At 51.2% G+C, this 22,156-nt stretch carries 23 protein-coding genes and 1 tRNA gene; all 24 read left to right on the forward strand.

All coding sequences use genetic code 11. From position 1 onward, the window contains the following. Positions 1-111: 111 nt before the first annotated feature. The 24 genes from CCUR_RS02420 (at position 112) to CCUR_RS02525 (ending at position 22,148) form a co-directional block, all read left to right on the forward strand. On the forward strand, positions 112-1,236 hold the full coding sequence (locus tag CCUR_RS02420; RefSeq protein ID WP_012802897.1) for a cation diffusion facilitator family transporter: 1,125 nt from the start codon (positions 112-114) through the stop codon (positions 1,234-1,236). 18 nt (positions 1,237-1,254) lie between these two features. Further along, positions 1,255-1,392 carry a hypothetical protein gene (locus CCUR_RS07540; RefSeq protein WP_169302063.1) on the forward strand — a complete coding sequence of 46 codons (138 nt, stop codon included), beginning with the start codon at positions 1,255-1,257 and terminating at the stop codon, positions 1,390-1,392. A 184-nt stretch (positions 1,393-1,576) separates the two neighbouring features. Further along, positions 1,577-2,659 carry a coiled-coil domain-containing protein gene (locus CCUR_RS02425; protein WP_012802898.1) on the forward strand — a complete coding sequence of 361 codons (1,083 nt, stop codon included), beginning with the start codon at positions 1,577-1,579 and terminating at the stop codon, positions 2,657-2,659. Positions 2,660-2,819: 160 nt separating this feature from the next. Beyond that, positions 2,820-4,400, forward strand: coding sequence for a methionine--tRNA ligase (gene metG, locus CCUR_RS02430; RefSeq protein WP_012802899.1), 1,581 nt, complete (start codon positions 2,820-2,822; stop codon positions 4,398-4,400). Positions 4,401-4,413: 13 nt separating this feature from the next. Continuing rightward, entirely contained in the window at positions 4,414-5,379 is a 966-nt protein-coding gene (locus tag CCUR_RS02435; protein ID WP_012802900.1) for a TatD family hydrolase, read from the forward strand. Beyond that, complete coding sequence (locus CCUR_RS02440) at positions 5,358-5,948, forward strand: flavodoxin family protein (RefSeq protein WP_041225197.1); 591 nt, start codon at positions 5,358-5,360, stop codon at positions 5,946-5,948. Before CCUR_RS02435 ends, CCUR_RS02440 begins: the two co-directional genes overlap by 22 nt. Beyond that, the gene (rsmA, locus tag CCUR_RS02445; protein ID WP_012802902.1) at positions 5,938-6,828 is read left to right on the forward strand and encodes a 16S rRNA (adenine(1518)-N(6)/adenine(1519)-N(6))-dimethyltransferase RsmA; all 891 of its coding nucleotides are present in this window, start codon (positions 5,938-5,940) and stop codon (positions 6,826-6,828) included. The genes CCUR_RS02440 and rsmA overlap by 11 nt, the downstream gene beginning before the upstream one ends. A gap of 392 nt (positions 6,829-7,220) precedes the next feature. After that, positions 7,221-7,556, forward strand: coding sequence for a Veg family protein (locus tag CCUR_RS02450; RefSeq protein WP_012802903.1), 336 nt, complete (start codon positions 7,221-7,223; stop codon positions 7,554-7,556). Between the two features lie 105 nt (positions 7,557-7,661). Continuing rightward, a tRNA-Ala gene (locus CCUR_RS02455) sits at positions 7,662-7,737 on the forward strand. 285 nt (positions 7,738-8,022) lie between these two features. Further along, positions 8,023-8,862, forward strand: a complete 840-nt coding sequence (locus tag CCUR_RS02460; RefSeq protein ID WP_041225490.1) for a TrmH family RNA methyltransferase — start codon at positions 8,023-8,025, stop codon at positions 8,860-8,862. A 412-nt stretch (positions 8,863-9,274) separates the two neighbouring features. Further along, the gene (locus CCUR_RS02465; protein ID WP_012802905.1) at positions 9,275-9,997 is read left to right on the forward strand and encodes a cytochrome c3 family protein; all 723 of its coding nucleotides are present in this window, start codon (positions 9,275-9,277) and stop codon (positions 9,995-9,997) included. Positions 9,998-10,234: 237 nt separating this feature from the next. Beyond that, positions 10,235-10,906, forward strand: a complete 672-nt coding sequence (locus CCUR_RS02470) for a cytochrome c maturation protein CcmE domain-containing protein (RefSeq protein ID WP_012802907.1) — start codon at positions 10,235-10,237, stop codon at positions 10,904-10,906. A 31-nt stretch (positions 10,907-10,937) separates the two neighbouring features. After that, positions 10,938-13,070, forward strand: coding sequence for a heme lyase CcmF/NrfE family subunit (locus CCUR_RS02475; RefSeq protein ID WP_012802908.1), 2,133 nt, complete (start codon positions 10,938-10,940; stop codon positions 13,068-13,070). Positions 13,071-13,131: 61 nt separating this feature from the next. Beyond that, positions 13,132-13,854, forward strand: a complete 723-nt coding sequence (locus CCUR_RS02480) for an ABC transporter ATP-binding protein (protein ID WP_041225491.1) — start codon at positions 13,132-13,134, stop codon at positions 13,852-13,854. Continuing rightward, entirely contained in the window at positions 13,854-14,567 is a 714-nt protein-coding gene (locus CCUR_RS02485; protein ID WP_012802910.1) for a heme exporter protein CcmB, read from the forward strand. The genes CCUR_RS02480 and CCUR_RS02485 overlap by 1 nt, the downstream gene beginning before the upstream one ends. Then, positions 14,564-14,749, forward strand: a complete 186-nt coding sequence (locus tag CCUR_RS07460) for a hypothetical protein (protein ID WP_143711804.1) — start codon at positions 14,564-14,566, stop codon at positions 14,747-14,749. Before CCUR_RS02485 ends, CCUR_RS07460 begins: the two co-directional genes overlap by 4 nt. Further along, complete coding sequence (gene ccsA / locus CCUR_RS02490; protein WP_245526106.1) at positions 14,746-15,552, forward strand: cytochrome c biogenesis protein; 807 nt, start codon at positions 14,746-14,748, stop codon at positions 15,550-15,552. Before CCUR_RS07460 ends, ccsA begins: the two co-directional genes overlap by 4 nt. Before the next feature lie 3 nt (positions 15,553-15,555). Beyond that, positions 15,556-15,774 carry a CcmD family protein gene (locus CCUR_RS02495; protein WP_012802912.1) on the forward strand — a complete coding sequence of 73 codons (219 nt, stop codon included), beginning with the start codon at positions 15,556-15,558 and terminating at the stop codon, positions 15,772-15,774. A gap of 3 nt (positions 15,775-15,777) precedes the next feature. After that, positions 15,778-16,605 (forward strand): UTP--glucose-1-phosphate uridylyltransferase, encoded by an 828-nt coding sequence (locus tag CCUR_RS02500; protein ID WP_012802913.1) that lies wholly within the window; start codon positions 15,778-15,780, stop codon positions 16,603-16,605. Between the two features lie 367 nt (positions 16,606-16,972). Then, positions 16,973-17,869: a homocysteine S-methyltransferase family protein gene (locus tag CCUR_RS02505; protein WP_012802914.1), complete on the forward strand. Its 897-nt coding sequence runs from the start codon at positions 16,973-16,975 to the stop codon at positions 17,867-17,869. A gap of 5 nt (positions 17,870-17,874) precedes the next feature. Then, positions 17,875-18,141 (forward strand): hypothetical protein, encoded by a 267-nt coding sequence (locus CCUR_RS02510; protein WP_012802915.1) that lies wholly within the window; start codon positions 17,875-17,877, stop codon positions 18,139-18,141. Between the two features lie 722 nt (positions 18,142-18,863). After that, positions 18,864-20,171, forward strand: coding sequence for a replication-associated recombination protein A (locus CCUR_RS02515; protein WP_012802916.1), 1,308 nt, complete (start codon positions 18,864-18,866; stop codon positions 20,169-20,171). Between the two features lie 77 nt (positions 20,172-20,248). Further along, entirely contained in the window at positions 20,249-20,926 is a 678-nt protein-coding gene (locus tag CCUR_RS02520) for a DUF948 domain-containing protein (protein WP_012802917.1), read from the forward strand. Between the two features lie 4 nt (positions 20,927-20,930). Beyond that, positions 20,931-22,148 carry an AI-2E family transporter gene (locus CCUR_RS02525; RefSeq protein ID WP_012802918.1) on the forward strand — a complete coding sequence of 406 codons (1,218 nt, stop codon included), beginning with the start codon at positions 20,931-20,933 and terminating at the stop codon, positions 22,146-22,148. The last annotated feature ends 8 nt before the right edge of the window (positions 22,149-22,156 follow it).

A 22,156-nucleotide genomic window follows, 5' to 3' on the forward strand; every position in this document is an offset into this window, starting at 1 on the left:
TCGCCGAAAATGTTGCAAACGCCGAACGTGCTGACTGACATTTTCCAGCAGATATGCAAACAGGTATAAACCGGTACAAACGGATACAAGAACACGAAGAGGATAGATATCGTGGCTGACAATCAACGTGAACACATCATTATTCGAACGAGTCTTATTGGCATTATTGGCAACATTGCGCTTGCGGCGGTTAAGGCAGTTATCGGGCTTGTGTCGAATTCGATCGCTATCGTGCTTGACGCGGTTAATAACTTAAGCGACGCCCTGTCATCAGCAATTACTATTATTGGGGCGAAGCTGGCGGGGCGCACCCCCAATCGTGCTCATCCGTTTGGGTACGGGCGGGTTGAGTACTTTAGCACCATCCTCATTGGCGTCATCGTTCTGTTTGCGGGTATTACGTCGCTTCGTGAATCCTTTGGCCGCATTATTGCGCCCGAGACTCCTTCTTACGAAACAATTTCACTTGTGGTGATTGCTATCGCTGTTGTGGCAAAGGTTGCGCTCGGTCGTTACTTCACCCTGCGCGGCAAAGCGGCTTCTTCCGCATCACTGGTTGCTTCTGGTACCGATGCCCTTATGGATGCTGCCATTTCCGCATCTACGCTTGCCGCAGCTCTCGCCTTTATCTTCTTTGGCATTTCGCTTGAGGCGTGGCTTGGTGCACTTATTTCGCTGGTTATTATCAAAGCGGGCTTCGATATTTTGCGCGAGGCGATTGGAAAAATACTGGGCGAGCGTATCGATGCCGATGTAGCGAGCTCCATTAAGCAGACGGTGTGTAGTGTCAAGGGCGTCCGTGGTGCGTACGACTTAATTCTTACCGATTTCGGTCCAGAGCGGCTGTGGGGGAGCATCCATGTATCGGTTGACGAGCACATGACTGCCGAAGAAATCGATTCACTTACACGGCGCATTGAAACTGAGGTAACCAAGAAGCACCAGGTGTTTCTTCATACGGTTGGTATTTATTCGGCTAATGCATCTGATGTAGCCGACCCCGAGGTAAAACGGGTACGCCAGATAGTTGAAGAAATTACCAGTGCTCATTCGCATATTAAGGAAGTTCATGGTCTGTTTATCGACCCATCGGTCAAGCAGGTGAGTTTCGACGTAGTGATTGATTTTGATGCACCTGATCGTCAGGGCGAATGGCAGGAAATTTACTCTGCCGCCAAGCGAGCGCTCCCCGATTATAAAGTGCGCGTTGCTCTCGACGCGGATATCAGCGATTAGCCTACCTATAAGGATTAGTTGCCAGCACGTCGAGCCGCACGATTGCTGCTTGATGCGGATGTCAACGATTATCATACCTATAAGGACGATATAGAGGCGCGCTTGTGGATACTCATTCGCTTGAGTGCCGTGGCTCCTAAGCATTTTGCCACATAATCGGTTCATATCCTCTTCATAGCTATTCTACCTGTTCAACGCCATTAATCGACTGATACTAAAACACTTTTGCATGACTGGTATGTGTGTGCTGGTAGCGGTATTTTTAGCTCCTTCGCTATAATGGACGGACTTTTTTGCTCTGAAAGGATTGCTGATTAGTAATACGATCGGGAATAGACGAATGGTCAAGCGCTTGGTTGGCATTGGCGCTTGTGGTGTCGTGCTAAGTGCATTGATATGTATGCAGCTTGCCAGTTCTGCTTATGCCGACACTGACGAGCTATCCGAGCTGCAACAGCAGGTTGAATCAACGGCAAAGGATTACGACGACGCTCTCGCGCGCCTTGACGATCTCAATGCCCAGATAGCAGAAAACCAGGCACGTCTTGACGAAATTAACCAGAGTCTTCCTGGTCAACAGCAGCGTTCTGCCGTATCTCTCAAAACGCTGTATATCCTTCAGCAAGAAGGCGGCAGCCTTATTGATCTCGTGTTAGACAGCGAAAGTATTGCTGATTTCATCCAACGCATTGAATACCTTGACTGCATTCACGATCACAATACCGCTGAAGTGCGCAAGCTCGATGCCCTTAAGAGCGAACTCGAAGCGGTGCAATCTGATCTTTCTTCGCAGCAGAAAGAAGTTCAACAGGCAGCTGATCGAGCAGAACGAACACTGAAGTCGGCTCAGTCAGCACGTGAAGAAGCTGAACAGCGAGCAATTGCGCTTGCAGCGGCACAGGCCGCGGAAGCAAAGCAACAGGCTCAAGAAGCTGCGGTTGCACAGGTGGCCACTGAAGCGGGGCAGGATGCCGCTAACACAGCGGTTGATAATTCCTCTCAGGACACTTCGGCGAATTACAGCGGTACAGTTAAAAGTGACGACGTCGACTGGTCAAGCGACAAAAAAGCGTTTGTTAATAAATGGTCTGGCCGTATTGATTCCTACCTTTCAGGGTCACCCCTGGCAGGGCAGGGACAAGTCTTTGCTGAAGCTGCCTGGGATTATGGTGTCGATCCGCGCTGGTCACCCGCTATTGCTTATAAAGAAAGCAGCTTAGGAGCCCATTGCTTCAAGCCACACAATGCGTGGGGTTGGGGTTCATCAAGCTGGAGCTCTTGGGATGAAGCTATTCGTGCGCATGTCTCAGGTTTGGCGCGCATCTATGGTAGTACGTTGACTCCAGAAGCAGCTCGCAAGTACTGTCCGCCGAACTCAACCGATTGGTACAACACGGTTCTCTCACAGATGCAATCAATCTAATACCTTATTGTCGCTGTCTGCTAAAATTGCCAGTTGCGCAGAATAGGACGTACAGCGCTTCCACTGGCGGCACGTAGGTTATTCGGCCGCAGACGGTGTAGTGCAGACAAAAGACCGTAGACGCATCATTCGCATCGCGGTCGGAAAGCGAGTTATTCCCATGTCAAAGGGAACTTTTTCCATCACCACTCCCATTTACTATGTCAATGCTGCTCCCCATTTGGGTACGGCCTACACAACCATAGGGGCCGACGTGCTTTCTCGCTACAAGCGCATGGATGGCTACGACGTGGCTTTTGTGGGCGGCATGGACGAACATGGGCAAAAGGTTGCCGATACCGCTGCCAAGAAGGGTATGACTCCGCAGGCATGGTGCGATTCCATGGAGCCAGCCTTTCTGGATGCATGGAACTTGCTTGACATTACCTACACCGACATCGTTCGTACGACAGAAGAGCGGCAAACGCGCACAGTGCAGCGCTTCTGGGGCGACCTCTATGAAAAGGGTTGGCTGTATAAAGATAGCTACGATGGCTGGTATTGTGTTCATGAAGAAACGTACTACGCTGAATCCGACTTGGAAAAAGACGAGGATGGCACGTTTGTGTGTCCCGAATGTCATCGTCCGGTTCAGAAGGCTTCAGGGGAAGAAAACTGGTTCTTCAAACTCTCGGAGTTCCAGGATCGCCTGCTTGCGTTCTATGATGAACACCCCGATTTTATTCAGCCTCTTACTCGGCGCAATGAAATCGTATCGTTTGTGAAGGGTGGCCTGAAGGACCTTTCTATTAGTCGTTCGACGTTTGACTGGGGTATTCCGCTTCCTTTTGATACGGGTCACGTGGCCTATGTATGGGCTGATGCGTTGCTCGCATACTTTACCGGCATTGGATATGCCGACGAAGCACGGGCAGGTGAATTTGAAGCACGCTGGCCGATGCAGTATCACTTTGTGGGTAAAGACATCACCCGTTTTCATTGCGTGATCTGGCCCGCTATGCTTATGGCGGCAGGTTTGCCTATAACGCACAAGGTGTTTGGACATGGCTTTTTGCTGACTAAGGGCGAAAAGATGTCGAAGTCAAAGGGCAATGGCGTTATGCCAGCCGATCTTGTTCGTATTTTTGGCGTTGACGCGTATCGGTATTACTTTATGAGTGATGTGCAGTTTGGCCATGATGGCAACATTTCAATGGAGCGCATGGTACAGGTGTACAACGCTGATTTGGCTAACACCTGGGGAAATCTTGTTTCACGTGTCTTCAATATGACCGGCAAGTATTTCGACGGCAAGGTGCCTGAAGCACCAAGTAGTGCTGTTGAAAATCCTTTGCGGGAACTCGCGAACAATTTGTATGAGACCTATGATGCCTGCATGGCTGCTGTTGATTTTACGGGCGCGGCAGCTGCTGTCCAGCAGCTTGCCAGTCGGGTAAATCTTTATGTTGAAGACAGCGCACCTTGGAATCTGGCAAAGGATCCCGCTCGCGCCGATGAGCTTGCAGCGGTTATCTACAATGCGCTTGAAGCCTGTCGTATTATTGCGCTGTTTATGTCACCGTTTATGCCGCGTACGTCTGACGAGGTCTTTCATCGCTTAAGCCTCGATGCAGCAAGTGATAGTACCGATATTGAATCACAGAGTGCCTGGGGTCTTTTGCCTGCTGGTAATGCCGTCGAAAAGGGCGAGCCACTGTTCCCGCGCCTGGACCTTGAAGCCATCGATCTCAATCTGGAATAATCAGGAGTCACCAATGGCATCAGAGCAGGAAGATCAACCGGTATTTTACGATGCGCTCATTCATCAGCGTCGTCGCCATGGGCACTATCGTACGATTGATGGGCCGCTGCCACCGCTTGAGCATCCTCTTGCTGATTCACATTGTCATTTAGCATCGCTTTCTCAGCGCGATCTTTCTTTAGCGCGTGCAGCGCTTTGGAAGGTTGACTTCATCTGCGATATTACCGACCCTGTAGAAGATGCGGGTCGCACCTATACCCAGCTTCCGGCGTGGGAATTGTCGGCACGTTCCTGGATGAGTGTGATCGCACCGGAAACGGAAGCTTCTCTATCGCGCATCCGTCTTGCTTGTGGATGTCATCCTCATAATGCGAAAGACTTTACTGAGTTTGTCGAAGCGCGTCTTATTACTCACCTCAAAGATGAGCGCACATGCTGCGTGGGTGAGGTTGGCCTTGATTACCATTACGATCTATCCCCGCGCGATCTGCAACAGCGGGTTTTTCGCCGACAGATACGCTTGGCCCATGAATCGGGTCTGCCAATAGCTCTGCATGTGCGTGAAGCACACGAAGAAGCACTGGCTATTCTTGATGACGAGGGGTTTCCGGCGGCTGGCACCATTCTGCATTGTTGTTCACTTTCTCCGCACGATTTAGAGCCGTGGCTCGATCGTGGATGTTCTATCGCGTATGGGGGTGCTCTTACCTTTAAAAAGCTCGATGAAGCGCGCGAGGGCATGAAAATGGTGCCAATCGATCGACTGTTGCTTGAAACTGACTGTCCTTATATGACACCTGAACCGCTGCGTGGTACGGAAAATAGCCCTGAATTTATCGTGTTTACTGCGGAGCGTCTCGCTGCTGAACGAGGCATTTCCGCAGGAGATGACCGTCGCGACTTTCTTGCGACGCTTCATGCAAATACGCTTTCCTTACTCGATCGTCCAGCAACATCATGGCAGACTCACACCTCGTAATGTGCGGCTCGCCAGCCGATGGGATCTGCCGTCGTGCTGCCCAAACGGCACTGCATCTGTTGGCAGAGCAGCACCCGACCGACGAAGTAAAACTGATTGACGTGGCGGCTCTCAACATGTCCTGGTGTGTTGGATGCAATCGCTGCAAAGATCTGGGTCGCTGTTTTATGCGTGACGACATGGACGAGGTAATTGCAACACTGTCGCGCGCGAGTAGTCTCTCCGTGGTGGCTCCCGTATATTTTGCTGGTCCATCTGCTCCCTATAAGGCCTTGCTTGATCGCCTGCAGCCGCTTTTCTGGAATAGGATGCACAATGCTGGAAAAACTGATGTGCGCCGTTCAGCGCGTTTGCTTGTTGTGGGGCAGGGGGGCGATCCGCATGGGTTTGATCCGCTGGTTGTTTGCACCCGCTCGGCGCTTGCGGTAGCTGGCTTTTTGCTGGATGTAGTTGAGGCGTGTATCGGCCAAGACGCCGAAGAGATTCTACGGCGTGTTCCCGCTTGGATTGGCTGTAGCCACGATAAGATTGCCGATGAGGTACAAGGGGGTTTCTCATATGGATGCTGAAGGCGAGCGTCTTTCACCATTGGCGAGCGTTCGTGCGACCCGTGCCGTACTTGAAGCTCATGGTCTGGCAACTAAGAAGGCCTTGGGGCAGCATTTTCTTATCAACGAAGGAGTAGTCAGGCGCATCTGTGATGTGGCAGAGCTTTCGTGCGAAGATGACATCTTAGAAGTTGGTCCCGGTATTGGCACACTTACCGTGGCGCTGTTGCATTGTGCGCGGCGGGTGGCAGCTATTGAACGGGATGTTGATCTTCCGGCTGTATTGGCTGAAACCTGCGATTTTGCACACGATCGATTTGAGCTCATCAGATGTGATGCCCTGTCAGTGGGCCCAGATGATCTATCGTTTGCGCCAAACAAATTGGTAGCAAATCTTCCGTATGCGGTGGCTGCTACGCTAGTGCTTGATGTTTTTGAACGTTTCAATTCAATTCAGTCGGCCACGGTTATGGTGCAGTCAGAAGTGGCTGATCGCATGGCTGCGCACCCAGGAACAAAAAATTATGGTGCGTTTACGGTAAAGTTGGCGCTTTTTGCACATCCGGTAAGCCGTTTTACCGTTGCGCCAACAAATTTTTTCCCGCCGCCACGGGTACAAAGTACTGTCATACGTCTCGATCGCGCTGAACAAGACAACCTGTCACCAGATGAACGCCGCTGTGCACGCATGATGGCCGATGCTGCCTTCGCGACGCGGCGTAAGACCGTCGCCAATTCCTGCCGTGCCTATTTTGCCGGTCGCGTAGATGCGGCCAGTATCGACCAGGTGCTTGCGGCAAGTAACATCGATCCGCGCAGGCGGGGGGAGTCGCTTTCACTTGAGGAATTTAAATGCCTCGGAAAACAGGCCTATAAAATGGGTCTTCTTTCTCGTCAGTAAAAATGTCGTTCAGCCTTTCTAGCTGCTAGACACACTAATTAGTGTCGCGTTATTTTTGGCGATTCATATAGATCGCGGTGGGGCAGAGGCATTGTAATGGTTCGTGACAGGGCGTTACACCATTAGTAATGGGCTTATTACAACGCTGGCAACAGGCTATTCAGACGTCAGAGAACGAACTTTTCTACCGCTGTTCTCTTTACCGGTTTTACGAAAGCCGATTTAAAAGCGATTTGCTTATTGCTTGACGATAATATGGAACGCGCGTATAGATACCTCTTTTACCGGTGCTTTTGTGGGCAAACGTTGACGAGCGTGATAGAATTTCGCGCGTTATACGTGCATCAAGAGATGCATCAGATGATGTATCGGATGGAAAAGAGACCGATTTCATGGAATTGGAAAAGCAGATTCAGATCATCGACGCGATTCGTACTCATCTTGACGGGCTTGTTGGACAGCGGCTTTCTGTGCGTGCCAATATGGGCCGTTCGAAGATTATTGAGTCCGAAGGGGTGCTCGTACAGATCCATCCTCAGTTGTTTATTATGGAAGTGGAACATCGGCGCGGTCGCAAGGCTCGTCAGTCCTACCAGTATGTTGATATTCTCACGGGTACGGTCGAGCTGTCACAAGATGGGGAATCCTTGTTCGCTGCTCTTATTAGTGAACTAGCACAAGACCCTGAAGAGCAAAAAGAACCGATCCTGAGCGTTGCGGAAAACTAAGCAGATTGCGGGTCCGATCTATCGTTTGGAGAGCCGCTTTTCAGTTGACAAACAGAGGGTGATACCTCAATATACTTTCTCGCTTGCTCGATGCTTACACGCAATGGGGATGTAGCTCAGTTGGGAGAGCGCAGCGTTCGCAACGCTGAGGCCGAGGGTTCGATCCCCTTCATCTCCACCAGGATTTTACAAGTCGCTGATCTGTTTTTGCAGTTCAGCGACTTTCTTATCGTTCCCTTAAGAGACTTAGTGTCTACTATTTTTATATTTCTCGATATACTTTTATATAAATTTGGACACAAATTGGACACTCGTATTAAAGATTGATTACCGACAGAACTGCCTCATTTAGGTTAGCGTCGGAAGGTCTTATACGGCACCAAAAGGAGAAGGATTGGAACAGATTTATCCTCATACGCCAGATAGTGCCCTCTCCTTGCAAAGTGCATATGCCCCATCAGCTGGGTTGGAACTGATTCATCCTGATACAATAGACGACTCCCGTCTCGATCCGTATCGTCGTACGTCTGATATGCTTCTCCGCGAGCGTGGCCTTTTCATAGCTGAATCAGATAAGGTAATTAATCGTGCGCTCGATGCGGGTGTGCATCTACGTTCTTTGTTTTTAGAAGAAAAGTGGCTGGCAAAAACACGACCGGTGCTTGACCGCCTTGGACACGAACACACTGCCAAGGCAATACCGGTGTTCATCGTGACGCACGAGCAGTTTCGTGCTGTTACTGGCTACGAAGTAACGCGTGGTGCTCTCGCAGTATTTGAACGCCTAGTACTTCCTAGGCCCGAAGCGCTCCTAAAGAATGCTCGCCGCGTGGCGATTCTCGAAGATATTGTTAACTACACGAACATTGGTGCTGCGTTTCGAAGTGCAGCGGCACTCAGTATTGATGCGGTTCTTTTAACCCCTTCGTGTCATGATCCTCTCTATCGCCGCGCTGCTCGCGTTTCTATGGGTACGGTATTTCAGGTACCGTGGACGCGTATTGGTGCTAAAGCGCACAGTGGCAGTACGGGTGATTGGGTCGAGAGTGGCATAGATCTCTTGCATCGGTTTGGGTTCAAAACCGTTGCGCTTGCTCTTGACGATGATGCGCTTCCGCTAAACGATGCGCGCTTTGCCGCGTGCGAGCGGCTTGCGCTTGTTTTAGGCACTGAAGGCGATGGTCTTGCGGAGCAAACGCGCATGCTCTGTGATTGGATGGCACGCATCCCCATGGCGCCGGGCATCGATTCTCTTAACGTAGCGGCGGCGAGTGCAGTTGCCTTCTGGGAGACCCGCATCAGATAGGGCTGCTTCCTTCTGAACCTTGTATTTAAGAGTGCGCACATCTTCGCACGGGCTTATAACTTCACACAGCTAAAAGTTGAGAGTACTTCAAATAATCAAGCACGCACATTTAACGTGTGCAAGCTCTCAAACTCTCTTACAAGATTTGAATGTCTTGACACAAGTTCTTCCTGTTCATACCTGCTGTATGAGTACATATAGACCGACAATATTGCGGCTTTTTAGGATGTGGTGACGTTACGTCGTGTTATCATGAATATAGCCGAATTTCCCCCTTAATGGGTGATGGTTCACCAGGGGAATTTCGCTACAGTGGCTTGTGGCCGAAGGCGGACAACAGAGGGATTTTGCAGATATCCGGTTCGTGCTTCAAGCCAAGGGGAAGTTACGAGATATGTGAAGGAGGTTAGAGATGAGCGAGGAAAAGAAGGAGCAAGAAACCACCACGGAACAGACGACCACTGAAGAGCAGCAGGCAGCTGCAGAGCCCGCTGCAAAGAAAAAGAAGTGGCCAATCATTGTTGGCGTTATCGTCATTGTCGTTGCCGTCGCTGGCATCGGATTTTGGAATTGGCATAATCAGCCGACGTTCTGCAATGCTTTCTGCCATGAATCCATGAACGCCTACGTAGAAACGTACGAACAGGACGCGAATACGCAGGGTACGGACAAGTGGGGGAATGCGGTTTCCAACACAAATGCGATGTTGGCCGTTACCCATAAGGAAGCAGGCGTTAATTGCCTCGGTTGTCATGTACCAACCATTACCCAGCAGCTTACTGAGGTCTCTGAGACCATCACCGGTGATTACTACTATCCGCTGGAAGAAGTTGGCACCAAGGCACTCCAGGCAAACTCTGGTCATGACGACAGTTCGGGCGACCAGTTCTGCTTGAAGAGTGGCTGCCATGACATGACACGCGAAGATCTCACGCAGGCTACGTCCGGCATGAGCTTCAATCCGCATCGTTGGCAGCACGGCGAAACTGAGTGCAGCGAATGCCACAAGTCGCATCGTGCATCAGTGTTCTATTGCACGCAGTGCCACAGCGAAGCAGCAGCTGCTATGCCTGATGGATGGGTTAACTACTCCGAGGGACAGCAGTTGGAGAAGAACTCCGTGAATGCTTCCTAAATTCGCATGAGTGCTGGTGAGGGCTGGCACACAGGCGAAACAAGCAAGGGGACCAATCGACTTTATGTCGGTCGGTCCCTTTGTTTTCTGTCAGACGAGATTCTTTACCGAGGCTTTAAGGAGACACGGTGGGGTTTATTACCCTAATACGATAGCGCAGGCGTACTTTTTCAGGCATACCGCTATAGTAATGGGGATTTGTCTCGATGCAGACTCGAGCAAGGAGAAGAGGTATCGGTGAACGCAAAAACGAAACGACGTCTCGTAGTAGTTACGGGCATCATCGTTATGGTGATGGTCGTAGTACTGGCATTTGTTGCTTCATCGTCAACGGCGAAAACCGTATCGGTTGATGAAGCGGCCAGCGGCCAAGTGTCTAACCAGAGAATTCAGGTAACGGGTAACGTCCTGAAAGATTCATATGCCATCGAAGGTAATACGCTTGCCTTTACTATCTATGATCCGGATAACGCAGAAGCTTCTACGTTGCCGGTGACCTACGATGGTGCTGCGGCATCAACGTTTGGCAACGATGTTACTGCTATTTGCACGGGTAAAGTGGGCGACGACGGTGTCCTGCGTGCCACTGAGCTGGTCACGAAGTGTCCTTCCAAATACGAAAGTGGCACATCTGCCTTAACTGTTTCGCGGCTTGTTGGTTACGATCAAGGCATTGTTGATAAAACGGTGCGTGTAACCGGTAGTGTGGTTGCTGGTAGCCAGAATGCAGCTGGTCAAGGTGATCGTTTTGTGCTTGCTGATACGGATGATCCTTCTCAGACAATTTCTGTTATCTATGACGGCGCGGCATCAGATGCAATGCTTGCCGACGGTTCCCAGGTAGTGCTTACCGGCAACGTCGGCTCCGATGGAAAATTCTCTGCGACTGATATCGCTTTGCAGAGCTAACCTGCTTAAATCAGCAGAAAGGAAAGAAAGCATGGCGATTTTCGGTCTGATGGGTCTGCTCGTGGCGTTTGCTGGTGTAGCGGTATCCGTTGTGTGTCTTATTGCGGGCATGATAGTACGACAGCGTGGTTCTCACAGTACGGGAGAGACAATTCTGTGGGGCGGTCATGTTGCGGTTGTCGTGGCATTTGTTGCCTTAACATTTTGTTGTGTGCTGCTGGTGGTTGCATTTGTCAGCGGCGATACGAGCATTGAATATGTTGTAAAAGGGTCGAGCAAACAAACAGGCCTGATGGGTACGTTCTTCCGTATTTCAGGTTTGTGGGAGGGCCGCGAGGGATCACTCCTGTTCTGGGGTTGGCTTATTTCGCTGTTCGCTACGGTGATATCCATACGCGATATGAAGCGGATGGATAAGCTTGATTCAGTTGCCCTTATCGTGATGCAAATAGTGCTTGCTGGTTTTGTAGGCATCCTCCTGTTTTCCGAAAGCAACAGCCCGTTTGTTGCGATGGCTGCTAGCTATTTCGATGCCGATGGCAACTTAACTGGTGCAGCGTCGCTGTGGGGTATGAACCCGCTGTTGGAGCACTGGGCTATGGCCGTGCATCCGCCGGCGCTCTTTATTGGGTATGCGGGCTTAACGGTTCCGTTTGCCTATGCGGTTGCTACCCTGGTGGTTGGTGATTCTTCTGATACGTGGGTGCGCAAATGCCAGCGCTATTTGATGGTGTCATGGCTGCTGTTAGGTATTGGTATTGGTCTTGGTTCGGTATGGGCCTATGTCGTTCTTGGTTGGGGCGGCTATTGGGGCTGGGATGCGGTTGAAAACGCAAGTTTGCTTCCGTGGCTTGTTGGCGTGGCCTTAATTCATAGTCTGACGGTTTATCGCCAGCGCGGCGCTTTCAAGCGCTGGAGCATTATGTGTGCCTGCATTACCTTTGCATTTGTGGTGCTCGGTACCTTTATTTCGCGTTCAGGCCTCATTCAGTCGGTGCATGCTTTTGCGGGCGATCCCGTTTCTCTGTACCTGTTTGGCACGCTGATTGTGGTATCGATCCTTGCCGGTGCGATTGGACTGGCGTTTCGATGGAAGCGTTTTGGTGCAAAGTCTGTTTCCGACGAAGATGTCGACAGTCTTGCTTCACGTGAGGCGGCGTATTACTTCAACAACGTCATCATGGTGATTCTTGCTGTTCTCATTTGCTATCTCACGGTAGCAAGCGCACTGCCGCGCTGGTTACCTTTTGGTGGGTCGGCAGTGTCTACTGGCACCTTCGATGCCATTGCTCGACCGCTCGGCATTATCTATTGCGCGGTTGTTGCCATTTGTCCTTTGCTTGGATGGGCCAAAACCGACCGGGTGCTCTTTTTACGCCGTGCGAAACTGCCAGCTATCTGTGCTGCGGTGCTGTTCATTGTGTTGATGTGCTACTGGTGGTTCTACCTGTGTCCAACCTACGATGCGGCCGTTGCCGCTGGTGGATCGACCGCTGAAGGTTATCTTGCAGCGGGGCCGGCCTTCTACTATAAGGGCTTGGCAGCTGTGGGCTTCCTGGTGGCAAGCTTGCTCCTCTTTAACACCCTGTTTATGTGTGCTCGCACCGTGTCGGATTGGTCACGTTCGCGTGGGGTTAACCCCGTTGTCGGTTTCTTCAAGATGATCGCGCACAATGCTTCGCGCGTTGGTGGGTTCATTTCACACTTTGCAATGGCTATTATTCTGATTGGTCTTATTTGCTCATCAATGTTTGTGACCGAAAAGACGGGCTACATCCCATACGATTCCACGAACGATACGGCACCTGATTTCACTATTCAGGATTTCACGCTGAAGTACACCGGGAATTCCATCGTGGAAGGTGATAGCGGAAACGATATTTATTACACGGTGGAATATGATGTGTATCGCAACGATTCCTATGTCGGTCATGTGTCGCCCAATGTACAGCTGGTAAAGTCAACACAACAGACCAAGAGCAATACGGGCGTTATCCATTTTGCTGATGAAGACCTGTTTGTCATTTACAAAGGAGTCAATGGGAATGGCGCATTTTCGATGGACGTGCGCGTGAACCCACAGATATCGCTGGTATGGGCAGGCTTTGCACTGCTGATTGTTGGTGCTGGCGTTGCAGCATTTGGTGGACGCGGCCGTAATTGAGAAGGAGGCATTGATGGTTAAAGCTCATGCTGATGTTGCAGAAGCGGATAACAATGCCTCAATGAAGGAAGATAATCCCATACTTTCCCTTGAAGGGGTCAGTAAGGTATTTGGACGCCGCCGAGCAGTTGATAGCATTACGCTTGATGTGCCGCGCGGTGCCTTTGTGTCGGTTTTTGGCCCGAATGGCGCGGGTAAAACGACACTGTTGCGTATTCTTTCCACCTTATCGCGCCCGACACGTGGCACGGTGCGCTTGGCTGGCATCGACGTGGTAGCAAATCCCGATAAAGCGCGTGCTCATATTGGGCTTATTTCCCATCAGTCGATGCTTTATGGCGATTTAACTGCTCAGGAAAATCTTATGCTTTCAGCGCGGCTGTATGGCATCGTTGATGCGTCTGCGCGGGTAGACGAAATGCTTGAAGCGGTTGAGCTATCGCATCGCCGTCTTGATGTGACCCGAACCTTTTCGCGGGGCATGACGCAACGCTTAGCTATTGCACGTGCGTTTTTGCATGACCCTGATATCGTGTTTCTTGACGAGCCCTATTCGGGGCTTGATCCCCATGCGGTTGAAATATTTGACGATCTTATCGAACGCATGCGAGAAAATCGCACCTTTGTCATGGTAAGTCATGACTTAAGCAAAGGGTTTGCGTCCTGCACGCATGCACTTGTTATGGCGCGTGGACGCAACGTTGCCTATGCGCGCCGCGACGAGATTGACTATGCTGCCTTTGAGGATCTCTATCGGCATACGGTAGGGATGGGGGTGGCCTGATGGCAGTTGAAACAAAGACGCCCTCAACCTTCGCGCAGTACCGAACACTCTTAGGTAAAGACCTACGACGTGAATTTCGTACAAAAGAGATGCTCACATCTATGGGTATCTACGCGCTGCTCGTGTTGGTGGTATACGGTGCGGCACTTTCGCAGACGGCTTCGGGTTTCGATATTCTCCAGATGTCGGCCGGGCTGCTTTGGGCGCTGATCGTGTTTACGTCACTGCTGGGTCTCAACCGCTCATTTGCGCACGAGCGGGAAAATGGCTGTCTTGAAGGCATCTTGCTGGTGCCGCTGGACCGGAGCGTTATTTTTTTGGCAAAAGCTACTGGTAACCTGGTCTTTCTTCTGGTGGTTGAACTGATCATTTTGCCACTATTCGCCTTTTTCTTTCTCACAACTACGACATTGGCTCCAACATGGCCCCTTATTGCAGCGCCGCTCGCACTGGGAACGGTGGGTATTGCCGGTATTGGTACGCTCCTTGCCACGATAACGGCTTCGACTCGTGGCAAAGATGTCTTGCTTGCGGTGCTGTTTATCCCCCTGGTGTACCCCTTACTATATGCCTGCGTTTCGGCAAGTACCGTGGTGCTTGCTGGCGGCGACATCGAAGGGGCATTCAATCTTTCGTTAGCATTAGCGGGTGGCTACGACGTCATCATGCTGCTGCTCTCGTGGGTTCTCTACGATTTCGTGGTGAGTGCATGACACAATTGCGGCGCGGCAACACAATTCTCTGTCGCGGTATTCCTTGTTGTCGTCTTTCACTATGGGCGGGAATTGAGCGTGATTTCGTGGTATCGGCGGAAATGGTGGATGCTACCTGCCGCTATGACACGAGCAGAATGGTATTATTTCCTGACAGCGAGCTTGTCAGGTTGGCTGGATGACTGATCTGAATAGCTTGATCGCGGATGAAAACAACGTACTGGTATCCATCGATAGGAGGACCATGCACAATAGCTTGGCCGCACGCCTCACGCCTTTCATGCTTGCCGTGGGGGCTTTGCTGACAACAGCGGGGTTTATTTTGGCGTTCACGACTGCGCCGCCTGTCAATGGCGCTACAGTCGATGGGGTTGAAATGATTGGCGACACTCTCGTGTCCAATCAATTGCTCTTTTCGCAGAAGATCTTTTACTTCCATATGCCAGTGGCTATTGCAAGCTTTTTGGCTTTAGTGGGTACGGCTTACTGCGGAATCCGTTTCTTGGCGAGCCGCGATGCTGCGTGGGATTTGCGCGCTCGGGTATCAACCGAGGTAGCCCTTATCTTCGTGATTATGGTTATGGCTTCAGGTGAGATGTGGGAGCGTTTCGAATGGGGTGTTTGGTGGACGTGGGAACCGCGTTTGACCACCTATTTCATTCTCACCTTATTGGTGATGGGGTATTTCGTTTTACGGGCTGCCGTTGACGAACCAGAACGCCGCGCCGTCTTTGCAAGTGTCTTTGGCATCATCATGTTCATTGATGTGCCTATTTGCTTTGCCATCACGCGCCTGGTGCCCTCTGGCGTGCATCCCACCATTTTCCGTACCGATTCGGGGCTTTCACCCGATATGTTGATGCCGCTATTACTGGCCCTTTTTGGCATGATGTTTATTGCGTACGGGCTGTATCTTTTGCGCGTGCGCACCGCCGAGCTGGAAAATCGCCTTGAACATGCTAAAGAAATCCTGGATGAGGAGTAATGTATGAATGCCGTTCTTGAACAGATCTATGCGACGATTCTTCCGTCGGCACCCTATGTGATTGCTGCCTATGCTTTTATGTGGCTGGCTCTTTTGGCGTATACGGTATTTCTTGCCGTTCGTCTTTCGCGCGCTGAGGCGCAGATGGCACTGCTTGCTGCAGCGCTCGATCGACGCGAAACCAACAAGACAGCCGACATCCTTAAAAAGCAGGAGGATTAAACTATGAAGGCGGTTATTCCTGCGGCGGGGATGGGAACTCGCTTTCTACCAGCAACCAAGGCAGTGCCAAAGGAAATGCTGCCCGTGGTCGACCGCCCGGTTATTCAGTACATTGTGGAAGAAGCGCTCGATTCGGGCGCGGATGAAGTGATTATCGTAAACAATCGCACCAAACAGGCGATTGAGCATCACTTTGCGCCCGATGCAGAACTCGAAGCAACCTTAACAGCACGCGGTAAAACTGCGCTGGCTGAAAAGGTTCAGCATGCGGGCAGTTTGCCAGTGACGTTTGTGTATCAAGATGAAGCACTGGGCCTTGGGCATGCGGTGCATTGTGCGGCTGCTGTCACGGGTGGGGAGCCATTCTTTGTCCTGTTGGGCGATGTCATTGCTGAAGATGGCAGTATGCTTGCGCGCATGCGTGAGATTTCCGAAGCACACGAGGGCGCCAACGTTATTGCAGTGCTTCCCGTTGCACGCGAAGAAGTTAGTCGTTTCGGTGTTATCAGCGGAAGCGAAGTGTCTGCGGGGGTATGGAAGGTAAACAGCCTGGTTGAAAAGCCCGCCGTTGACGAAGCGCCATCTAACCTTACGGTATTTGGTCGGTATCTGCTGAGTCCGCGCGTCATGGAGCTTTTGGCCGGTGTGGCACCAGGTGCTGGTGGGGAAATACAGTTGACCGATGCGCTCGATGCGGTTTTAGCAGAAGAAGAGATGTACGCGCTGGTGATTGATGATGATGACGGATTTGACACCGGTACACCAGAGACCTGGCTTGATGCCAATGTGCGTCTTGCTGCGCGATCTCGAAAAGCTCATGATATACGTTAAGTGAGGCGTAAAGGCAAGAGAATGGCCCGGGGCTAAAAGGGGAGCGCCACCGGGCCTTGGGAGGGGTGGTACACGTTTTCCGTGTAACCGTATCCGCCGCAAGGGAGGAGAAAGGCGGATACCAATCAAACTGAGGAGGGGTTCCTTTCGTTTGATGAATACATTCTACCTGCCGTGCTTGCAGAACTATTGACTGGTGAGTGCGTGTTTTATGTAAGCGGTTTCAGGATGGTAACGTGACGCTCACCAGAGTGCATCAGCGGCATCAAAATTCTGCTTATGCAGGAATTCACACGCAAGAAATTACGTACCGTGGCAATTGCTACACATGGCTGTAAACGAGCTTAACCCGCGTCGAAGGAGCACCATGCCTGACATTCAAATGCGCTTCCATCACGATATGCTTACCCTATCGTCTCCGCTTGAATCGACCCTTATCGCGCAGGGGTTTGATCTATCGTTTGGGGTATCGCTACTTTCGGTGCTCGAACCAGAAGCCGTATCAGCGGCGTTGCGCTTACAAGTGGCTGCTGGCGCACCCTGTTTGGTAGCGCCGACTGCTGGCGTTACGCACGCGCGTCTTGCTCATCAACGAGCGGCCGATCGCGACATCAATATTGCACAGGCGGCAAAATCTTTAGCAACCGCTTTTACAACGCAGCATGTACTGGCAGAAATTGGCGCAACTGGCTTACCGATTGATCCAAATAGCAAGTCTTCGCTTACCGCTAATCGCGACGAGTACCTGCGCGCTGCGCGGGCGATTGGCGATGCGGATATCGATGCATTCTTTGTTAATGGGCTGACTGGTGCCGCCGATGCGCGCTGCGCCCTGATGGGTGTACGTCAAGTGTTTGCCACGCCTCTTATTGCTTCAGTTGATGTTAATGAAGAAGGCATTGCGAACGATGGAACAGGTCTCGAAGACATCGTTGCCGTGATGGCCGATCTTGAAGCTGACGTGGTGGGATTTTGCACTTCGGCTGATAGTGAGGGTGCTGCTCGTCTTGCGCAGCGTGCAGCACACGCGTGCGATCGACCGCTGCTCGTACAGCTGAATGTTCAAAAGCAGCCATCTTCAACGCTGTTTTCACACGCACGTGGTCAGTTGGATATCCCATATGCTGATCCATCGTCCATGGTGCAAGCTGCCGATTGCCTGCGTGCTGCTGGTGCGCAATTTATACGCGCTGTTGGTGCGGCCACCCCTGCATATGCAGGTGCACTGGCGGCTGCGCTCGCTGGGACCGAACCCATTCGATAAGGGGTATGATGCGTCAACCGATTAGCAACATTAATAGAAGTGAAGACTATGGTGTCTTACAGCGCCTGGTCAACGAACTGTATGCCCACCGCGAATACGCGAGTCGGCTCGATGTGGTTGTGCTTGCTGAATCTTATGATCTGCCTGCCGACCTTGATGAAATAGTCTCGCTGCTTCCTTCGGGTGTCTATATACGTCAAACGCTGTGCGACCAGTTGAATTCGGCAATTACTGGTCATGCCTGGGGGCAGGTATACGGTACGGTCGAATAAATTATTACTTTTTCCTGCGCTGACAGACAATTGGCTGCAATTCATTGTCTCAATTCGATACGGGCATAAATGTATGCCGCTATGTTTACTGGGTTATGAGCACCGGATGCGTACTCTGTTTCGCAACAAGCCTCGACACTAGATTATTGGTATTGGCAACGTCTGAGGGGAGCATTCGACTTGCGTGTGCTGTACTATGAAAAGCCCCGACGTTCATTGAACGTCGGGGCATGAACCCCACCCCCGCCCGAAGGATGAACCCACCTCAAAAGGTGGGTACTCGCAGCATGCCTCCTGGCTTTCGCACCGACGGGTACGAATCCCCATTTCGCAGGCAATCTTGAGTTCCCTGGATCATAGCATCGGTCCATCGCAAAATAGCGGGAACGGAAGTGGAGCTACACTGAGTATAGAAGAGCGATTCACACTGATGCAAGACTTGACTTTCTTGGGTGGAATAGGTTGCCCGTATGCGGCGTTTTACTGTCGGAGAACTTGCAATAGCATTCGGCAGTGGTACTCGTTAATGGTATAAGATAATACGTCATCAAGGATGTCTTAGCTGGTGGTAGGTATTTCTGGTATAGATATCTGAGACGATAGGTATCCCAGATATAGATGTTCAGATTATAGGTGTCAGGGCTATAGATGTCTTTTAGGTTATAGAAACCTTCGGCCGTACAGCTATAGTCTGCCGTACTTCTTTTAAGAGACAGGTTGGTATGGATACGCTCTTTACCGAAATGGAACAGGAAGCAAAGCGAAAAGCAGCACCGCTTGCGGTGCGTATGCGTCCGCGTTCTCTTGACGATCTTCTGGGTCAGCAAGAGGCGATTGGCCCAGGCAGTTGGCTGCATGCGGCCATCGCTGCCGATAGTCTTTCTTCCGTTATTCTGTATGGACCTGCGGGAACAGGCAAAACAAGCATTGCTCATATTATTGCTGAAAGTACAAAAGCTGAATTTGTGGAAGTGTCTGCCATCGGGGGGACAGTATCTGATTTACGACGCGAAATAGCGGCTGCGGAAAAACGCCTCACGAGCCATGGTATGCGTACGATTTTATTTGTCGATGAGATCCATCGATTCAATCGAAGCCAGCAGGATGCGCTGCTTCACGCGGTTGAGGATCGCGTAGTTGTGCTGGTGGGGGCAACAACTGAAAATCCGTTTTTCGAAGTGAATTCAGCATTGTTATCGCGCTCGCGTATTGTTGAGCTCACGAGTCTTTCCGACGAAGAAATTGCGTCGGTGGTACAACGGGCTCTTGTGGACGAGCGCGGGCTTGCTGGTGCGTATTCCCTCGACGACGAAGCGCTTGATGCCATCATGCAGGTTTCGGGTGGAGATGCGCGCAGCGCGCTGACAACACTTGAATTAGCCTGTGATATGGCCCGTGCGGAAGACACACACGCCATTACCGCGGCAATGGTCAAGAAAGCAGTTCCACATCGAGCCGTGCCGTACGACAAAAATAAAGACATGCACTATGACATCGTGTCTGCCTTTATCAAATCGATGCGCGGGAGCGATCCTGATGCAGCTCTGTATTGGCTTGCGCGCATGATCGATGGGGGAGAAGATCCTCGGTTTATTGCGCGACGCATTCTTATTGCTGCTTCCGAAGATGTAGGCAATGCCGATCCGCAAGCTGTGCTCGTGGCTGCCGCCGCATTTAAAGCTGCCGAGGTCATCGGCTATCCCGAATGTCGCATCAATTTAGCTCAGGCGGCTGTTTACCTCGCGCTGGCTCCTAAGTCGAATGCGTGCGAAGCCGGTATTGATGCCGCACTTTCTGAAGTACGAAACGGTCCCGTGCGCGAGCCACCGAGCTACTTACGTGATCGCCATCGTCCGGGGTCAGATCAGTACGGCACCTATCGGTATCCCCATAATTATCCGGGCGGTTGGGTTGATCAGCGGTATTTACCCGAAGGTCTCGAACGCGGCTGTTTTTATCACCCCACTGAACGTGGCTGGGAAGCATATCGTGTGGATGCCGCGCGTCGAGATCGCCCTGATGGGGAGTAGATCTGCGTTTTCGTGTTATGCTGCATTTTCAGGGGAACGTGGGAGTGTCCCACTAACGTGGATTGCGGAGGAACCCTATGGATATATCATCATTTGCCCAGGCTGCCTTACCAGTAGTGTTTGCTATCGTCGGTATTGCTTTGGTGGTACTGCTTATCGAGTTGGTTAGAACAATACGTTCTGCTCGTACGATGGTGGATTCAGTCAATGAAAAGCTCACACCGACGCTCAGTAACATCGAGAAAATGACTGACGATCTTATGCCAGCTATATCAAAGGTCGATCCGCTGGTTGAGCGCGTGCAATTGACCGTTGATGCGGCAAATTTGGAACTCATGCGTGTTGATAAGATTCTCGAAGATGTTTCAGACGTAACCGATACGGTCTCAAGCGCAACTGATGCTATCGATAACATCACTAAAACGCCCAGCCGCATCGTTACCTCTTTAAGCGAAAAGGTGCATGGGGCTCTGACAGGCAATAAGCCGTCTTCTCAGTCGGCGCGCTTAGCAGCTGAGCATGCTCGCGCTGAACGTGAGCAAGAAGCAGCAAACGCAGTAAAGCCATCTACACAGCCGTCTGATGATTCAGGTGCGACTAAGGTCGACGTACAAACCGAAACAACCGAGCAAACTGCGGTGAGCCCACAAGCTGAGACAGTCGAACAAACCCAGGTAGGCGCGCAAACCGAAACAAAGCCTTCTGACAGTTCGGCAAACTCAGATTCGACAAATTCAGATACACAGGCTCTATAAACCAATGAGTGATCATCGGGCAGAGACGTCTGCTTCATCGCAAGTCTCTAAGTCACCTTCTCTGCAAAGCACCGTAACGAACCCGTGGTTTTATCGCGCGGCGATGGTATGGGCTGCCATTGGCTCTATTGTGCTGCTCTATCTGTGCGGGCAAGTACTTACTATTCTTGCGGTTCCGGTGGGTATTGCCGTATGGACTGCGGTGATTGTCTTTTGCTTGAGGAATGTCGTTAATCGCCTTGTCCGTTATATGCCGCGTGCCGTTGCGGTATCACTTTCGTACGTGCTGATGATCGTGGTATTTGGGCTTGTGGTATGGCTGATGTCGTCACCATTTTTTGGTATTGGCGCTCAGTTTTCATCCATCATCGAATCAACGCCGCAACTTGCTGGTGAAATATCTCGTTGGTATACCGAACTGTCGGGTACCTATCCAGATATTATGCAGAGTCCCCAGGTGGCACAGTGGTTAGTTGACATTCAAAATTCATTGATAACATGGACGCAACAAGCCGCTTCATCAGGTATTTCTGGTCTCGCAAGTGTGGGTGCATCTGCGGCCAATTCATTCATTTGCATTGGCTTTGCATTGGTGGTGGCTTATTGGGTACTCCTTGATGCGCCAGCCATGGGGCGTGAAGCATATCGCATCTGTGGTGATGCTCATGCTGCGGAACTGCGTTTTATTCACGAGACATTTACACGGGTAGTTGGCGGCTTTATACAGGGAACTCTGCTGCAATGTTTGATCATCATGGTGCTCTGCATGATTGTCTTCTTTGTCTTAGGTGTTCCTAATGCGATGGCTTTTGCTTTGATCTGCGGCATCTTGAATATTATCCCCGTGGTTGGCCCATGGCTCGGTGGTGTTGCCGCCGCATTGGCTGCTTTATCGGTGGGGCCGTGGTCAGCCTTGCTGTCGCTGGTCTTTACGATTGCGATTCAGCAGGTGGTGTATACCTTTGTGTCGCCGAAGATTATGTCAAGTTCAGTCGACGTTCATCCGATGATCGTCATTATGGCCATGATGTGCGGCTCGGCTCTTGGTGCTCAAATGTCGGGCTTCATGGGCAGTATCACAGGTATGCTGCTTTCCATTCCTCTTGCCGCTTTTGCAAAGGCGCTGATTGTTCATGTGCTTGAACGACGTACCGGGCGTGCCATTGCCGCTTCAGATGGAGTGCTCTTCAAACAGGAAGATACTCCTCCCGATGCGCGTTAATTGCTCAT

Source organism: Cryptobacterium curtum DSM 15641, from assembly GCF_000023845.1.
GTDB classification, from domain to species: domain Bacteria; phylum Actinomycetota; class Coriobacteriia; order Coriobacteriales; family Eggerthellaceae; genus Cryptobacterium; species Cryptobacterium curtum.

Coding starts and splice junctions, on each gene's coding strand:
- metG (WP_012802899.1), top strand. CDS start 2,820: ATGTCAAAGGGAACTTTTTCCATCACCACTCCCATTTACTATGTCAAT.
- CCUR_RS02525 (WP_012802918.1), top strand. CDS start 20,931: ATGAGTGATCATCGGGCAGAGACGTCTGCTTCATCGCAAGTCTCTAAG.
- rsmA (WP_012802902.1), top strand. CDS start 5,938: ATGGATGCTGAAGGCGAGCGTCTTTCACCATTGGCGAGCGTTCGTGCG.
- CCUR_RS02440 (WP_041225197.1), top strand. CDS start 5,358: ATGGCAGACTCACACCTCGTAATGTGCGGCTCGCCAGCCGATGGGATC.
- CCUR_RS02495 (WP_012802912.1), top strand. CDS start 15,556: ATGAATGCCGTTCTTGAACAGATCTATGCGACGATTCTTCCGTCGGCA.
- CCUR_RS02500 (WP_012802913.1), top strand. CDS start 15,778: ATGAAGGCGGTTATTCCTGCGGCGGGGATGGGAACTCGCTTTCTACCA.
- ccsA (WP_245526106.1), top strand. CDS start 14,746: ATGACTGATCTGAATAGCTTGATCGCGGATGAAAACAACGTACTGGTA.
- CCUR_RS02480 (WP_041225491.1), top strand. CDS start 13,132: ATGAAGGAAGATAATCCCATACTTTCCCTTGAAGGGGTCAGTAAGGTA.
- CCUR_RS02425 (WP_012802898.1), top strand. CDS start 1,577: ATGGTCAAGCGCTTGGTTGGCATTGGCGCTTGTGGTGTCGTGCTAAGT.
- CCUR_RS07460 (WP_143711804.1), top strand. CDS start 14,564: ATGACACAATTGCGGCGCGGCAACACAATTCTCTGTCGCGGTATTCCT.
- CCUR_RS02450 (WP_012802903.1), top strand. CDS start 7,221: ATGGAATTGGAAAAGCAGATTCAGATCATCGACGCGATTCGTACTCAT.
- CCUR_RS02465 (WP_012802905.1), top strand. CDS start 9,275: ATGAGCGAGGAAAAGAAGGAGCAAGAAACCACCACGGAACAGACGACC.
- CCUR_RS02505 (WP_012802914.1), top strand. CDS start 16,973: ATGCCTGACATTCAAATGCGCTTCCATCACGATATGCTTACCCTATCG.
- CCUR_RS02520 (WP_012802917.1), top strand. CDS start 20,249: ATGGATATATCATCATTTGCCCAGGCTGCCTTACCAGTAGTGTTTGCT.
- CCUR_RS02515 (WP_012802916.1), top strand. CDS start 18,864: ATGGATACGCTCTTTACCGAAATGGAACAGGAAGCAAAGCGAAAAGCA.
- CCUR_RS02475 (WP_012802908.1), top strand. CDS start 10,938: ATGGCGATTTTCGGTCTGATGGGTCTGCTCGTGGCGTTTGCTGGTGTA.
- CCUR_RS02435 (WP_012802900.1), top strand. CDS start 4,414: ATGGCATCAGAGCAGGAAGATCAACCGGTATTTTACGATGCGCTCATT.
- CCUR_RS02485 (WP_012802910.1), top strand. CDS start 13,854: ATGGCAGTTGAAACAAAGACGCCCTCAACCTTCGCGCAGTACCGAACA.
- CCUR_RS02510 (WP_012802915.1), top strand. CDS start 17,875: ATGATGCGTCAACCGATTAGCAACATTAATAGAAGTGAAGACTATGGT.